The organism is Rhizobium sp. BR 250 (assembly GCF_047445855.1).
GTDB lineage: Bacteria > Pseudomonadota > Alphaproteobacteria > Rhizobiales > Rhizobiaceae > Agrobacterium > Agrobacterium tumefaciens_I.
In genome coordinates this window covers 315,153-329,285 of the sequence record NZ_JARWKW010000005.1, presented here as the reverse complement: position 1 = coordinate 329,285, position 14,133 = coordinate 315,153, and the positions used below count along the sequence as shown (strand labels likewise).

Genomic DNA, 14,133 nt, shown 5'->3' with positions numbered 1-14,133 from the left:
AGTCTGCATCTTATCATCATTCAAATGTGCAGATTCAATCATCGGTGTCCCGGGAACCGGCAATCTGCCAGAGATGCACACGCAAGGCTAGAAGATGCGTTTTTCCTTTCTCCCCATCGTCATCCTGATAATGCCCATTCTCGAAATTGCCGGCTTCATCATCGTCGGCAAGGCGATAGGCCTGTGGCTGACGTTGGCGCTTGTCCTGTTCACCTCGTTCCTGGGGTTGCTCATACTGCGTCTCGGCGGCATCGGCATGGTGAGAAATCTTCAGGATGCGGGCCGCACTGGTGCGCAGCCGGCGGATGAACTCGTCAACGGCGCCATGCGCGTTGTCGCAGGCATCCTGCTGTTCATCCCCGGCTTCATCACCGATATTCTTGGCCTCCTGCTTCTGTCGCCGGCCATTCGCCGGTTTTTCTGGAAGGCTTTCGGACCACGCGTGGTCGTCTCTGGCTCATTCAGGCAGTCCGGCCCCCAGTCGGGTTCCGGGTTTCGAAATGACCGGGGACCTGCGGGCAATTCGAAGGTGGTGGATCTGGATGAAGAGGAGTTTCACCGCGAGGGGCCGAAAGATTCTCCCTGGTCGCAGAAGCCCGATGATCGCGACCTGCCCAAACCCTGACCGCCCGGCGGAATGGGATGGCGATGACCGATCACGGAGGGTTGTAAGCCCCCGGTCGAAATGATAGACCGCCTTCCACGAATTCACGCCGCGAGGAACCGTAATGACCGCTGAAAATGGCGCACAGGGCGCAGTTAGCCCTTCTCTCAACATTCTTGCCCAGTACATCAAGGATCTGTCCTTCGAAAATCCGGGTGCTCCCCGTTCGCTGCAGGCCCGTGAGAATGCGCCGTCGATCAACATCAATGTCAATGTCAACGCAAACCCGATCTCCGGTTCGGATTTCGACGTTGTTCTGACGCTGAATGCGGAAGCCAAGGATGGCGACAAGGTCCTGTTCGCAGCCGAGCTGGTTTATGGCGGCGTGTTCCGCATCGCCGGTTTCCCGCAGGAACACATGCTGCCGGTCCTCTTCATCGAGTGCCCACGCCTGCTCTTCCCCTTCGCCCGCCAGATCATTGCCGACGTCACCCGCAATGGCGGTTTCCCGCCGCTGATGATCGACCCGATCGATTTCGCGCAGATGTTCGCGCAGCGCGTCGCCGAAGAACAGGCGAAGGCCCAGGTTCAGGCCGTACCGAACTAAGCGGCGCCCAAGGCTCTGCATGGCAGATAAAACAAAACCCGGGTTCTTCGCMCGGGTTTTTCTTTGGCCAGATTTGCGGTTTCAGCAACCGAGTAAACCTCAGTTCTGGTAGCGGTTCCAGATCGCCTTGTCGCCCATGCCGAGAACGAGTTTGCCATGGGCCGCAGCCGTCTCCGCGTCGAGCCTCGATGGCAAGGCTCTCGGTCGTTGCAGAGGCTCCAGCGGAACGTCTTCCTCAATGATGATGGTTTCCTGTCGCGCCGCGGAGCCGAAACCGAGCGCCGTCTGACGTCCACCAATCATTTCGATATAGACTTCGGCCAGAAGCTCGGAGTCGAGAAGCGCCCCGTGCTTGGTGCGGTGGGAATTGTCGATGCCGTAACGTCGGCAAAGTGCATCCAGCGAATTCGGCCCCATGGGGTGCTTGCGGCGGGCAAGCGAAAGTGTGTCCGTCACCAGATCGGCAGAAACCGGCTCGATGCCAAGGCGCGCGAATTCCGCATTGATGAAGCCCATATCGAAGGTCGCATTATGCGCCACCCAGCGCGCACCATCGAAGAAGTCACGGATCTGTTCGACAACGTCTCCGAATTTCGGCTTGTCCTTCAGAAACTCATCGGTAATGCCATGAACGGCAAGCGCATCCGGGTGAACCTTGCGATCCTCCGGGCTGATATAAAGATGCAGCGTGCGGCCGGTGGGAAAATGATTGATGAGCTCGATGCCGCCGATTTCGATCACACGATCCAGCTTCGATTCGAGGCCCGTGGTTTCCGTATCGAAAATGATCTCACGCATTCATCTCTCCGCGGCGCGACTCAAGCGCCCAGTTTCTGCAAAATCTCTCTTACCTGATCCCGCGCCGCTTCGACACCATTTCCGGAATCGATGATGAAATCGGCGCGCCGGCGCTTCTCCGCATCGGGCATCTGCCGCGCAAGGATCATTTCGAATTTCTCCTCCGTCATGCCGGGTCGGGATAAAACCCGCTCACGCTGGATTTCCGGCGCGCAACTCACCACCACGACTTTATCGACACGGCCTTCCGCCCCGGTTTCGAACAACAGGGGTATGTCGAGCAAAGCGAATTGCCGCCCTTCTTTCCGCGTCTCCGCCAGAAAGGCTTCCTGTCTTTTGCGCACCAGCGGATGAACGATCTCTTCCAGCCTGCTAAAATTAGCCGGATTCTGCCGCAGTGTATCGCCGAGTTTCTGGCGGTCGACCATGCCGGCGATGGTGGTGCCCGGAAAGGCGACCTCGATCAAGGGAACGGCTTCCGCACGATAAAGCCCGTGCACGACCTCATCGGAATCGAGAACTGGAACACCCTCTTCGGCGAAGAGCCTCGCCGTCGTCGTTTTTCCCATTCCAATCGAGCCGGTGAGACCAATGACGATCATCAATGTTTCTCCATATCCTCGATGATGAGGGAGCGGAGAGTTTCATCCACCTCCGGCATCCTGCCGAACCACCGCTTGAAACCGGGTTTCGCCTGATGGAGCAACATGCCGAGCCCATCGACGGTAGCCATGCCCTGCTCTTCCGCCATCTTCAGGATCGGCGTTTTCAACGGAACGTAGACGATATCGGTGACGACGGCATTGGCGGCCATCGGCGAAAAATCGAGATGTGGCGCCTCGGTTCCATCCATACCGAGCGATGTCGTATTCACGAACAGCCCGGCACCCTGCATGACCTCCTGAAGAGCTGCCTGGGGATGGGAAAAGACCCGCGGGCCAAAACGGTCAGCCAGTTCGCGGGCACGTTCGACCGTGCGGTTCAGGACGTGAATTTCGGAAATACCCCGATCACGCAGGGACTGAATGACCGCCCGGCTTGCACCACCGGCACCGAAAACCACCGCCCGATCGGTATTGTCCCAGCCCTTATGCCGTTCATCCAGGTTCGAGACGAAACCGTATCCATCCGTATTGGTAGCCTGGAGTTTCCCCTCCTCCATCCAGATGGTGTTGGCGGCGCCGAGTTCTTCCGCCAAAGCGTCGGGCCTGTCCGCCAGCCGGTAAGCCGCTTCCTTGTGGGGAATGGTGACATTGCCGCCGACCGCTGCACCGGGCTTTCCTTCTTTCAGCGTCGCAATGAAATTCGCGAAATCGTCCGGGGAGACCTCAACGGCCTTATAGGAACCGGCGATACCGAATTTTTTCAGCCAATAGGAATGGATGATCGGCGACCGGGAGTGCTTGATCGGGTAACCGACAACGAAGGCATCTATGGTTAATGTTTCACGTGAATCAGCCATCGATGACATCCATGTCGCGCAGTTTCGTTAAAAGAGGCAGGAGTGGCAGGCCGAGGATCGTGAAATAGTCCCCCTCGATGGAGGTGAATAGCTGGATTCCCTCTCCTTCGAGCTGGTAAGCGCCAACACTGCTCAAGGCTTTTTCTCCCACCCGCTGCAGGTGACGGGAGACAAATTCGGGAGTCAAACTCCGAACCAAAAGCTCGGCGCTGGAAATGGTCTTCCACACGACCTCACCCTTGCGAACAAGAACGGCCGCACTGTTCAGACGATGGGCCTTGCCGGACAATGAAAGCAGATGCGCTTCGGCTTCCGCCATTGTTTTTGGCTTGTGATAGACACGGGAACCGAGCGCCATGGTCTGGTCGCAGCCGAGAACCAGCGCCTGCGGATGAAGCGCACTGACCGCAAGGGCCTTGGCCCTTGCGAGTTCCAGTGCGACCTCTTCCGGGCTGGCGCCTTCTCGCTCCAGCTGCTCATCAAGCGCGCGCTCATCAATATCCGCCGGGATCGCCGAAAATGTCAGCCCCGCATTGCGCATCAACATCTGGCGGGATGCGCTGGACGAGGCGAGGATCAACTCTTGTTTCATCGACTGTCTGCTCCGAATGGTGCAATCGGGATTATCGCGTCCTCGGGCGAAGGGCAAGGATCGCCGCGGCCGTTTCCTCGATGGAACGGCGTGTGACGTCGATCAGCGGCCAATTGTTGCGGGCGCAGAGCGCCCGCGCATATTTCAGCTCTTCCATGATGGTGGCGCGATCCGTATAACGGCCGCTGTCAAATCCACCCGTTGCACCCAACTCCCGGTTTTCACGAACCTGCGATATGCGATCCGATGTCGCGACGAGACCAACGATCAAAGGCCGGGTGGTGGCATAAAGGCTGTCAGGCAAAGGCACATTGGGAACAACCGGAATATTGGCGGTCTTTATGCCCCTGTTGGCAAGATAGATGCTGGTCGGGGTTTTCGACGTACGGCTGATGCCGATGATGACGACATCCGCCTCGTCATAGGTCTCCGGCATCTGTCCGTCATCATGGTCCATGGCAAAATTGAGCGCTTCGATTCGCGCGAAATAATCGGCATTCAGCGCGTGCTGCGCCCCTACCCGCCTTCTCGACGGCGCACCGAGATAGGTCTGAAAGATACCGATGATCGGTTCGAGGACATTGACGCAGGGCACGCCGATCGCATGGCAGCGCAGATCCAGGAATTCGGCCAGCTGCTGATCAACGATAGTATAAAGAACGATGCCGGGTTCCTTGTCGATGAGATCAACGACCTGCGCGAGCTGTTTCTGGTTGCGGATCATCGGATAGACATGTTCCACCGGCATGGAGGCATGGAACTGAGCCGAGACGGCGCGGCCGGCCGACATCAGAGTCTCTCCCGTTGAGTCCGAAATCAGGTGCAGATGGAAGAAGCTTTTTTTGTTCTCCACGCTGTTTTTCTCCCCCTGTTGATAAACCGGGACAAGTTTCTGAATTGTCCGACGGATCGAACCGCGCCGTGAATAAAGTGGTGTTTTTCCACAATCCGCAAGTGGCTTCTCTCGCCTTCGCGGCGCCTGTGAATTATTGGAAGAATGCGAAACTATTCAAAATTTTCCCCAGATTATCCACAGATACGGGGTTTTTCTATTTAGATATAACTATTTGAAATTATTTATCTAATTTCTGTTTTCCAGATTATTGACAAACAGACGCGGCAACAATCTGCGCAGGCGCGTTTAAAACGTCACGACTGCGGCATTTCGACTGGAATGATTTTAATCCTTGCTACCCACAGACTCTAAGAAATAGAAAATCTTTTAAATCTCTTTGATTTTATTTTTTAGAAGCTGGGTGCCATGAGCGAACGCAAGGTAATGACGGTGTTGAACGGGAAGACGGTCACACCGCCGCCCATATGGCTGATGCGCCAGGCTGGACGTTATCTTCCGGAGTATCGGGAAACGCGGAAGAGTGCCGGAAGTTTCCTGGATCTCTGTTATAACCCCGAACTGGCGAGTGAAGTGACCCTTCAGCCCATCCGCCGGTTCGGGCTGGATGCCGCCATTCTCTTTTCCGACATTCTGGTGATACCCGACGCGCTTCATCGCAACGTGTCCTTCAGCGAAGGCAAAGGTCCGGCAATGGACCCGATCGACGTGAGCGGTATCGAAAAGCTCGATGCCTTGAATGTCATGGCGCATCTTTCGCCTGTTTTCGAAACGGTCTCGCGTCTGCGCAGCTCATTGCCGGATGAAACGACGCTTCTCGGTTTTTGTGGTGCGCCCTGGACGGTTGCGACCTACATGATCGCCGGTCACGGAACGCCGGACCAGGCGCCGGCGCGGCTGTTCGGTTATCAGGAGCCGGCCGCCATGGAAAAGCTGCTGGCTTTCCTCGCGGATGTCTCTGCCGATTATCTGGTGGCGCAGATCGATGCCGGGGCTGACGCGGTTCAGATATTCGATTCCTGGGCCGGTGTGCTCGGCGAAAAGGAATTCGAGGAATATGCGATAAAGCCGGTCGCTCGAATTATCGCATCGGTGCGTGCCCGCAGGCCTTCGGCAAAGATCATCGCTTTTGCCAAGGGTGCGGGTTATCTTCTGAAAGATTATCGCCGCAAGACGGGTGCTGACGCTATTGGCCTCGATTGGTCCGTACCATTGAGCTTCGCCAGGGATTTGCAGAAGGAAGGCCCGGTGCAGGGCAATCTCGACCCGATGCTGATGGTGGCAGGTGGTAAGGCCTTGCAGGATGGCATCGATGCCGTTCTGCAGGCGCTCGGGCAGGGCCCGCTGATTTTCAATCTCGGCCATGGCATCACCCCGCAGGCTAACCCGGAAAACGTCACCCGGCTGGTTGAACGGGTGCGCTCGGTTGGAGGCGCGGGATGAGCGAGGAAAAACAGACCTCGGCACGCTCCGGAAACAAGGCGGCTTTGCGTGCCGGCGTCGCACTCGGTGTGTTTGCCGCTTTCATCGCGCTGCTGTTTTACGCCGATCCCGCCGATCTCTATCTCTGGATCAAGGCGCTGCATATCATCGCGGTGATTTCCTGGATGGCGGCGATTTTTTACCTGCCGCGGCTTTTTATCTATCACACCGATGCGCCCGTCGGTTCGCAGCAATCGGAAACCTTCAAGGTGATGGAGCAGCGGCTGATCAGGGTGATCATGAACCCGGCGATGATGATAAGCTGGGTTTTGGGGCTTTATCTCGCATGGTCGGTTTATGGTTTTTCCGGCGGCTGGCTGCATGCGAAGATTGGGCTGGTGGTGCTCCTGACCGCGACCCATGTTTATTTCAGCCGCAGTGCGAAACGTTTCGCACGCGATGAAAATAAAAGACCGGCCCGTCACTGGCGGTTGATGAACGAAGTTCCAACCGTTCTGATGATCCTGATTGTCATACTTGTGGTTGTGAAACCCTTTGGTTAAGACGGTGAGGCGATAAATTTCGCGGAATTCGTGCTTTCCTCTTGCAGCGGCCGTGTTCAATCGCTATTTTCAGGCCACTCATCTTCGTGGCATGTGAATTATTCAGTCATCTGCGGTATCTCCCACAGCATCTGATTCGCGAACACGCCCTCCCCCGACATTACATTATCAAACGGTCTTCCCTTCATGGCTGAAATGAAGCTTCAGGAACTTAAGAGCAAATCGCCTACCGACTTGCTGACTTTTGCCGAATCCCTGGAAGTTGAAAATGCGAGCACCATGCGCAAGCAGGAGCTTATGTTCGCAATCCTCAAGGTTCTCGCGAGCCAGGACATCGAAATCATCGGCGAAGGCGTCGTTGAAGTCCTGCAGGACGGGTTCGGGTTCCTGCGTTCCGCAAACGCAAACTATCTGCCGGGCCCGGACGATATCTATATCTCGCCCTCGCAGATCCGCCGCTTCTCGCTGAAAACAGGCGACACGGTCGAAGGGCCTATCCGTGGCCCCAAGGAAGGCGAACGTTATTTCGCGCTTCTCAAGGTTAATACGATCAATTTCGATGACCCGGAAAAAATCCGTCATAAGGTTCACTTCGACAATCTGACGCCGCTTTATCCCAATGAGCGCTTCAAGATGGAACTGGATGTTCCGACCTCGAAGGATCTGTCGTCGCGTGTCATCGATCTCGTTGCACCGCTCGGCAAGGGCCAGCGCGGATTGATCGTGGCGCCGCCGCGCACCGGTAAAACGGTTCTGCTGCAGAACATTGCCCATTCCATCACGGCAAACCATCCGGAGTGTTATCTGATCGTTCTGTTGATCGACGAGCGTCCGGAAGAAGTGACCGACATGCAGCGTTCGGTGAAGGGTGAGGTTGTGTCCTCCACCTTCGACGAACCGGCTGTACGCCACGTCCAGGTCGCCGAAATGGTCATTGAAAAGGCAAAGCGTCTTGTGGAGCATGGCCGTGACGTCGTCATCCTGCTCGACTCTATCACGCGTCTTGGCCGCGCTTACAACACCGTTGTTCCCTCCTCCGGTAAGGTTCTGACCGGTGGTGTGGATGCCAACGCCCTGCAGCGTCCGAAGCGTTTCTTTGGTGCTGCGCGTAACATCGAAGAAGGCGGTTCGCTGACAATCATTGCGACGGCGCTTATCGATACCGGCAGCCGTATGGACGAAGTTATCTTTGAAGAGTTCAAGGGTACCGGTAACTCGGAAATCGTGCTTGACCGCAAGGTTGCCGACAAGCGCATCTTCCCGGCGCTGGATATTCTGAAATCCGGCACGCGTAAGGAAGACCTGTTGGTGCCGCGCCAGGATCTGCAGAAGATTTTCGTTCTTCGCCGCATTCTCGCGCCGATGGGAACGATGGACGCCATCGAATTCCTGATCGACAAGCTGAAGCAGACCAAGAACAATTCGGATTTCTTCGAATCGATGAATACCTGATCCGAACCTTAGTCGGATTCATCATAAGAGCTTTAAAGCCGTATCCGTTCATTCGGGTGCGGCTTGACTGTTTTAGACCGAGGTGAACGATGTCAGCTTCCGCCGATACGATTTATGCGCTGTCCAGTGGCGCCCTGCCGGCAGGCGTTGCCGTTCTCAGGATCAGCGGTTCCAGGGCTTTTGATGCCTTGAAGACGTTGACAGGTCGTGACCTTCCTTCACCCCGGAAAACAAGCCTGTGTTCGATTCGGAATCGAAACAATGATATTATCGACCAGGGACTGGTGATTGTCTTTCCGGGTCCTAATTCTTTTACGGGCGAAAATTGTGTTGAGATCCACAGCCACGGTAGCCGTGCGGTTATCGCTTCGATTTTTACCGAACTCGAGAATCTCGAAGGACTGCGGCCCGCGGAAGCCGGTGAATTTTCCCGCAGAGCCTTTGAAAATGGCAAAATAGATCTGCTCGAGGTCGAAGGCTTGGCCGATCTGTTGCAGGCGGAAACGGAAATGCAGCGGCGGCTTGCGGTTGAGCAGAGCACCGGCCAATTGTCGGAGCTCTATGACGGCTGGGCCAGCCGTTTGACCCGTGCCCGTGCCTTCATCGAAGCGGAACTGGATTTTGCCGACGAGGAGGATGTTCCGGATTCCGTTGCAGCCCAAGTTTGGGACGCGATGGTGGAGCTGAAGGGTGAAATCAGCCGTCACCTGGAGAGTGGTGGAAGCGGCGAAATCATCCGCGATGGTTTTAAAGTGGCGCTTATGGGCGAACCGAATGCGGGTAAATCGACGCTGCTTAACGCGTTGAGCGGCCGCGACGTAGCGATTGTGACCGACATCGCCGGTACGACAAGAGACGTTCTAAGTGTCGACATCAATCTGGACGGCTATCTGGTTCGGATATTCGATACGGCGGGAATTCGCGAGACGCAGGATGTGGTGGAACAGGAAGGCGTGCGGCGTGCGGTTCTGACTGCGGAAACCGCCGATCTTATCTTATTGCTGCAGGATAAAGATTCGATTCCGAAACGATCCACTACGTTCGAGAACCGGAGTTATTTGCACGTCAGAACCAAAACGGCACTTTTTTCTCCCGATTCGAATAATGGTTTTGATCTGTCTATCTCAGCCAAGGAAGGCATAGGCCTTGACCAATTGCGCTCAGTGATCAAGCGGGAGATAGAAAAGAGGGTTGGTGCCGGGCAGACATTGGTTCCCGCGCGTGCCCGTCATAAAAAACGACTTGAAGAGACGCTGAACTATGTTAGTGATGCGCTCGATTCTGAGACCCTCGACCTTGCGATAAGGTCGGAATATTTAAGACTCGCGGCAACATCGCTTGGACGGATCACCGGCCGCGTCGATGTGGAAGATTTGCTCGGCGTGATCTTTTCGGAATTCTGCATAGGAAAATGATTCACGTGAAACATTGGCGACCGAAGGGTAGTGCCGATGTTGAGAACAGGGCGCAGGAATATGCACCAGTCATTCGATGTCATTGTTATTGGGGGTGGTCATGCGGGCAGCGAAGCTGCGGCTGCTGCTGCGAGACACGGCGCTAAAACAGCGCTGGTAACCCATAAACGCGAGACCATTGGCGTCATGTCCTGTAACCCGGCGATTGGTGGGTTGGGCAAGGGGCACCTGGTTCGTGAAATCGATGCACTGGACGGTTTGATGGGTCGGGTCGCCGATGCGGCTGGTATCCAGTTTCGCATGCTCAACCGCAAGAAAGGGCCTGCGGTCCGCGGCCCGCGGACACAGGCCGACCGAAGACTTTATCGCGAGGCCATGCAGCGCGAGATAGATGCCATTGAGAATCTCACCATTATTGAAGGCGATGCTTTCGATATTGAAATGGGCAATGATCGGGTGGCGGCCGTTATCATGAAAAATGGTAGCCGGATTCCTTGCGGTGCCGTCGTGCTGACGAGCGGCACCTTTTTGCGTGGCCTCATTCATATCGGCTCCGAAAAGATTCCCGCCGGCCGTGTTGGGGAAATGCCGTCTCTCGGCCTTTCTGATACGCTCGCACGGCTCGGCCTTGTTATGGGGCGCCTCAAGACGGGCACCCCTGCCCGGCTGGACGGCCGTACGATCGATTGGACTGCCGTGGATAGACAAGCGGCGGATGAAGATCCCGTTCCGTTTTCCTTCATGACGGATCGCATCGTCAATCCGCAAATCGAATGTGGCGTGACCCGTACCACGCCGGCGGGGCATAAGATCATTCAGGACAATATTCACCTGTCGGCCATGTATTCCGGGCAGATCGAAGGGGTGGGCCCGCGTTACTGCCCGTCAATCGAAGATAAGATCACCCGTTTTGGTGAGCGGGATGGTCACCAGATATTCCTGGAACCGGAAGGTCTGGACGACCACACCATCTATCCGAACGGTATTTCCACCTCCCTGCCGGCTTTCGTGCAGGAACAATTTATCCGCACCATTCCCGGTCTCGAGCAGGTAGCCATTCTCCAGCCCGGTTACGCGATTGAATATGACTATGTCGATCCCCGGGAGCTGAAACCGTCTCTTGAGTGCCGCAAGATTTCGGGATTGTTTCTTGCCGGTCAGATCAACGGCACGACGGGTTATGAAGAAGCCGGCGCCCAAGGTCTTGTTGCTGGATTGAATGCTTCGCTCTATGCGAGCAATACGGATCCAATCTATTTCAGCCGGACGGAATCCTATATCGGCGTGATGATCGACGATCTGACATCCAAGGGCGTTAGCGAACCCTATCGCATGTTCACATCCAGAGCGGAATATCGGCTTTCATTGCGTGTGGATAATGCCGATCTGCGACTTACACCGGTCGGCCAGGCGGCGGGTATTATCGGGCGCGCGAGGAACGAACGCTTTGCAGAGTTCATTTCCGATCTGGATCGCGGTCGTGACATGATGAAAGAACTTTCCATTAGCCCGTCCCAGGCGGCGAAACAGGGGTTGAAACTCAATCAGGATGGTCAGCGGCGCTCGGTTTATGAACTGCTTGCCTATCCTGATATGACCCTGGAAGCGCTGACGCAACACTGGCCGGAACTCGCGGCTCTTGATGGCAAGGTGGCCGAGGTTCTGCAGATCGAGGCAAGTTATGCGGTCTATATGCAGAGGCAGAGTGCGGATATCATCGATATCAAACGGGACGAGGACAGGAAGATCCCCACGGACTTTGATTTTCAAAGTCTGTCCGGTCTGTCCAACGAGCTTAAACAAAAGCTGGAAAAAGCTCGCCCGGAGAATATTGCCCAGGCTGCCCGTGTTGACGGTATGACACCGGCTGCGATATCGCTGCTGCTCGCACTTCTGCGGAAGAGTTCCATTGCGCGAAGTGAAAAATTGCATATGCACCAATAGCGAGTCGGGATTATGAAGATAAACGGCCAGAGTGTTTCACGTGAAACACAAGAGAGGCTCGAGCATTTTGTCGAGCTTTTCAAAAAGTGGAACAAAACCACAAATCTGGTGGCGCCTTCAACTCTTACCGAGCTATGGAGTCGGCATGTCGCAGACAGTGCGCAAATCTTTCAGCTCTCCTCCCAGCCAAAAAAATGGATTGATCTGGGCAGCGGTGGTGGCTTCCCTGGCGTCGTTACGGCGATTTTTCTAGCCGAGCTTGGCGACGGTTGGGTTGATCTGGTCGAAAGCAACAATAAAAAGGCTGCTTTTCTGCGAATCGCGCTGAAGGAAACCGGCGCACGAGGCGCTGTTCATCCCGTCAGAATCGAAAAAGCACACGAGACCATCAAAAATTGCGATGCCGTTTCGGCGCGTGCGCTTGCCGATCTGGACCTGCTCTTCGATTATATTCACCCTTGGGCGCAAAATAATCCAAATCTCAAGGCCTACTTTAATAAAGGCCGGGATTATGATTCCGAAGTGCAGAAAGCACATGGCCGCTGGGAGTTTGATCTGGTAAAACACCAGAGTGCCATTGAGGCAGATTCTGTTGTTCTTGAAATCAGCAACCTCGCTTTGAGGCGCTGACAAGCTGGCCAGGTGCGGCATGACTTTGGAAAAAAACCGGATTATCGCAGTAGCAAACCAGAAGGGCGGCGTTGGAAAAACAACGACGGCCATTAATCTGGCCACTGCGCTGGCGGCTATTGGTGAGCGTGTGCTGATCATTGATCTGGACCCGCAGGGCAATGCCAGCACAGGGCTTGGTATTGACCGCAAGGAACGCAAGCTTTCCTCCTATGATCTTCTGGTGGGTGACAATAATATTGCGGAGATCGCTGTTCCTACGGCGGTCCCGAGTCTCGATATCGTCCCCTCAACCATGGATTTGCTCGGCTTCGAGATGCAGGTCGCCAATGTTGCCAACCGCGTATTTCTTTTGCGAGCTGCCTTGGAAACTGAGGAGGCGCGTGCCTATTCCTATATTCTCGTCGATTGCCCGCCCTCTTTCAATCTGCTGACCATGAACGCCATGACGGCCGCACATTCCGTGCTGGTACCGTTGCAATGTGAATTTTTTGCCCTGGAGGGCCTTAGCCAATTGCTGGATACGGTCAGTCAGATACGCGCTTCGGTCAATCCACAGCTCGATATACAGGGCATCGTTCTGACGATGTTCGATGCACGTAACAATCTCGCCCAGCAGGTGGTTACGGATGTGCGCACGCATCTCGGGGAAAAGGTTTATCACACGCTCATTCCGCGCAATGTTCGTGTTTCCGAAGCGCCGTCCTATGGTAAACCAGCCATTCTTTACGATCTGAAATGCGCCGGCAGCCAGGCTTATTTGCAGCTGGCGTCCGAAGTGATCCAGAGAGAACGTCTGCGCAAGGCTGCCTGAAGTTTGTTGGCCTGACGTTTTACTGGGATGTATGGAGTAATATCTTATGAGTGATGATCTTTCCAAGCGTCGGCTCGGGCGCGGTCTTGCTGCATTGATCGGCGAAATGGATCAGCCGGTACCGGTGGGTGAACCTCAGCGTGCGGTGAACGCTGATCGCACCATTCCGATCGAATTCATCGCTCGCAGCCAGAGAAACCCGCGGCGTCATTTCGACGAAAATGAGTTGCAGGATCTTGCTGCCTCCATTCGTCAGCACGGCATTGTTCAGCCTGTGGTCGTAAGAACGGTTGGAGTCAACCGTTACGAGATTATTGCCGGTGAGAGGCGCTGGCGCGCGGCGCAGTTGGCCGGATTCACCGACGTACCCGTCATCGTTCGTGATGTGGATGATCGCACGGCGCTGGAGCTCGCCATCGTCGAAAACGTTCAGCGTTCCGATCTCAACCCGCTTGAAGAAGCGATGGGTTACGAGCAGCTGATCGCCGAGCACGGTTATACCCAGAACGATCTTGGTGAAATCATCGGCAAGAGCCGAAGCCATGTTGCCAACAGTCTGCGGCTGCTCAAGCTGCCCGATCCGGTGCGGGATATGCTGGCGGATGGTTCGCTGTCTGCCGGCCACGCGCGGGCGCTGGTTTCCACATCCGATCCGGCCACGCTGGCGCGGACGATTGTGTCCAAGGGACTTTCGGTGCGTGATGCCGAGCGTCTGGCGCAAAACGATATCAAATCGCAGGGTGAGATTGCCGAAAAGCGCCCCGCTGCGGAGAAGGATTCCGATACGATTGCGCTGGAACGCAGCCTGTCCGATGCGCTCGGCCTTGATGTGAAGATCAGCCACAAGGGTGGTTCGGGGCAAATCCGCATCGGCTACCGTACGCTGGAACAACTCGAGGCCGTCTGCCGGTTGCTGGAACAGAAATAATTAAATATCTGTTTTAATTGATAAATACCCGCCATTGGCGGGTATTTTT

15 protein-coding genes are annotated in these 14,133 nt (G+C 55.6%); 10 read left to right on the top strand and 5 right to left on the bottom strand.

Annotated features, from left to right (window positions below):
- Positions 1 to 94: 94 nt before the first annotated feature.
- Entirely contained in the window at positions 95 to 625 is a 531-nt protein-coding gene (locus QD336_RS10845) for an FxsA family protein (protein ID WP_499170624.1), read from the top strand.
- Between the two features lie 103 nt (positions 626 to 728).
- Entirely contained in the window at positions 729 to 1,211 is a 483-nt protein-coding gene (gene secB / locus QD336_RS10840) for a protein-export chaperone SecB (RefSeq protein ID WP_004444254.1), read from the top strand.
- Positions 1,212 to 1,310: 99 nt separating this feature from the next.
- Here secB and dnaQ read toward each other — a convergent pair whose 3' ends face one another.
- From dnaQ to QD336_RS10815, 5 genes are read right to left on the bottom strand one after another with little or no spacing between them, the layout of a single operon-like run.
- Complete coding sequence (gene dnaQ / locus QD336_RS10835) at positions 1,311 to 2,009, bottom strand: DNA polymerase III subunit epsilon (RefSeq protein WP_499170622.1); 699 nt, start codon at positions 2,007 to 2,009, stop codon at positions 1,311 to 1,313.
- Between the two features lie 20 nt (positions 2,010 to 2,029).
- The gene (coaE, locus tag QD336_RS10830; protein ID WP_499170620.1) at positions 2,030 to 2,611 is read right to left on the bottom strand and encodes a dephospho-CoA kinase; all 582 of its coding nucleotides are present in this window, start codon (positions 2,609 to 2,611) and stop codon (positions 2,030 to 2,032) included.
- Entirely contained in the window at positions 2,611 to 3,471 is an 861-nt protein-coding gene (locus QD336_RS10825) for a shikimate dehydrogenase (RefSeq protein WP_499170619.1), read from the bottom strand. Before QD336_RS10825 ends, coaE begins: the two co-directional genes overlap by 1 nt.
- On the bottom strand, positions 3,464 to 4,063 hold the full coding sequence (locus QD336_RS10820; RefSeq protein ID WP_499170618.1) for a Maf-like protein: 600 nt from the start codon (positions 4,061 to 4,063) through the stop codon (positions 3,464 to 3,466). Before QD336_RS10820 ends, QD336_RS10825 begins: the two co-directional genes overlap by 8 nt.
- 31 nt (positions 4,064 to 4,094) lie before the next feature.
- A complete protein-coding gene (locus QD336_RS10815; RefSeq protein ID WP_269347127.1) occupies positions 4,095 to 4,916 on the bottom strand; it encodes a pyruvate, water dikinase regulatory protein in 822 nt (273 codons plus the stop codon).
- A 408-nt stretch (positions 4,917 to 5,324) separates the two neighbouring features.
- Here QD336_RS10815 and hemE point away from each other — a divergent pair, with 408 nt between their 5' ends.
- The 8 genes from hemE to QD336_RS10775 all read left to right on the top strand — a co-directional run bounded on the left by hemE (position 5,325) and on the right by QD336_RS10775 (position 14,084).
- Positions 5,325 to 6,359 (top strand): uroporphyrinogen decarboxylase, encoded by a 1,035-nt coding sequence (hemE, locus tag QD336_RS10810; protein WP_499170617.1) that lies wholly within the window; start codon positions 5,325 to 5,327, stop codon positions 6,357 to 6,359.
- Positions 6,356 to 6,901 carry a protoporphyrinogen oxidase HemJ gene (hemJ, locus tag QD336_RS10805; RefSeq protein WP_499170615.1) on the top strand — a complete coding sequence of 182 codons (546 nt, stop codon included), beginning with the start codon at positions 6,356 to 6,358 and terminating at the stop codon, positions 6,899 to 6,901. Before hemE ends, hemJ begins: the two co-directional genes overlap by 4 nt.
- Before the next feature lie 186 nt (positions 6,902 to 7,087).
- On the top strand, positions 7,088 to 8,353 hold the full coding sequence (rho, locus tag QD336_RS10800) for a transcription termination factor Rho (protein ID WP_004444236.1): 1,266 nt from the start codon (positions 7,088 to 7,090) through the stop codon (positions 8,351 to 8,353).
- An 89-nt stretch (positions 8,354 to 8,442) separates the two neighbouring features.
- Positions 8,443 to 9,768 (top strand): tRNA uridine-5-carboxymethylaminomethyl(34) synthesis GTPase MnmE, encoded by a 1,326-nt coding sequence (mnmE, locus tag QD336_RS10795; RefSeq protein ID WP_499170614.1) that lies wholly within the window; start codon positions 8,443 to 8,445, stop codon positions 9,766 to 9,768.
- 60 nt (positions 9,769 to 9,828) lie between these two features.
- Entirely contained in the window at positions 9,829 to 11,712 is a 1,884-nt protein-coding gene (gene mnmG, locus QD336_RS10790) for a tRNA uridine-5-carboxymethylaminomethyl(34) synthesis enzyme MnmG (RefSeq protein WP_499170613.1), read from the top strand.
- A 12-nt stretch (positions 11,713 to 11,724) separates the two neighbouring features.
- Positions 11,725 to 12,342, top strand: a complete 618-nt coding sequence (rsmG, locus tag QD336_RS10785; RefSeq protein ID WP_499170611.1) for a 16S rRNA (guanine(527)-N(7))-methyltransferase RsmG — start codon at positions 11,725 to 11,727, stop codon at positions 12,340 to 12,342.
- Positions 12,343 to 12,361: 19 nt separating this feature from the next.
- A complete protein-coding gene (locus QD336_RS10780; protein ID WP_269347133.1) occupies positions 12,362 to 13,156 on the top strand; it encodes a ParA family protein in 795 nt (264 codons plus the stop codon).
- A 46-nt stretch (positions 13,157 to 13,202) separates the two neighbouring features.
- Positions 13,203 to 14,084: a ParB/RepB/Spo0J family partition protein gene (locus QD336_RS10775; RefSeq protein ID WP_269347134.1), complete on the top strand. Its 882-nt coding sequence runs from the start codon at positions 13,203 to 13,205 to the stop codon at positions 14,082 to 14,084.
- Positions 14,085 to 14,133 lie beyond the last annotated feature (49 nt).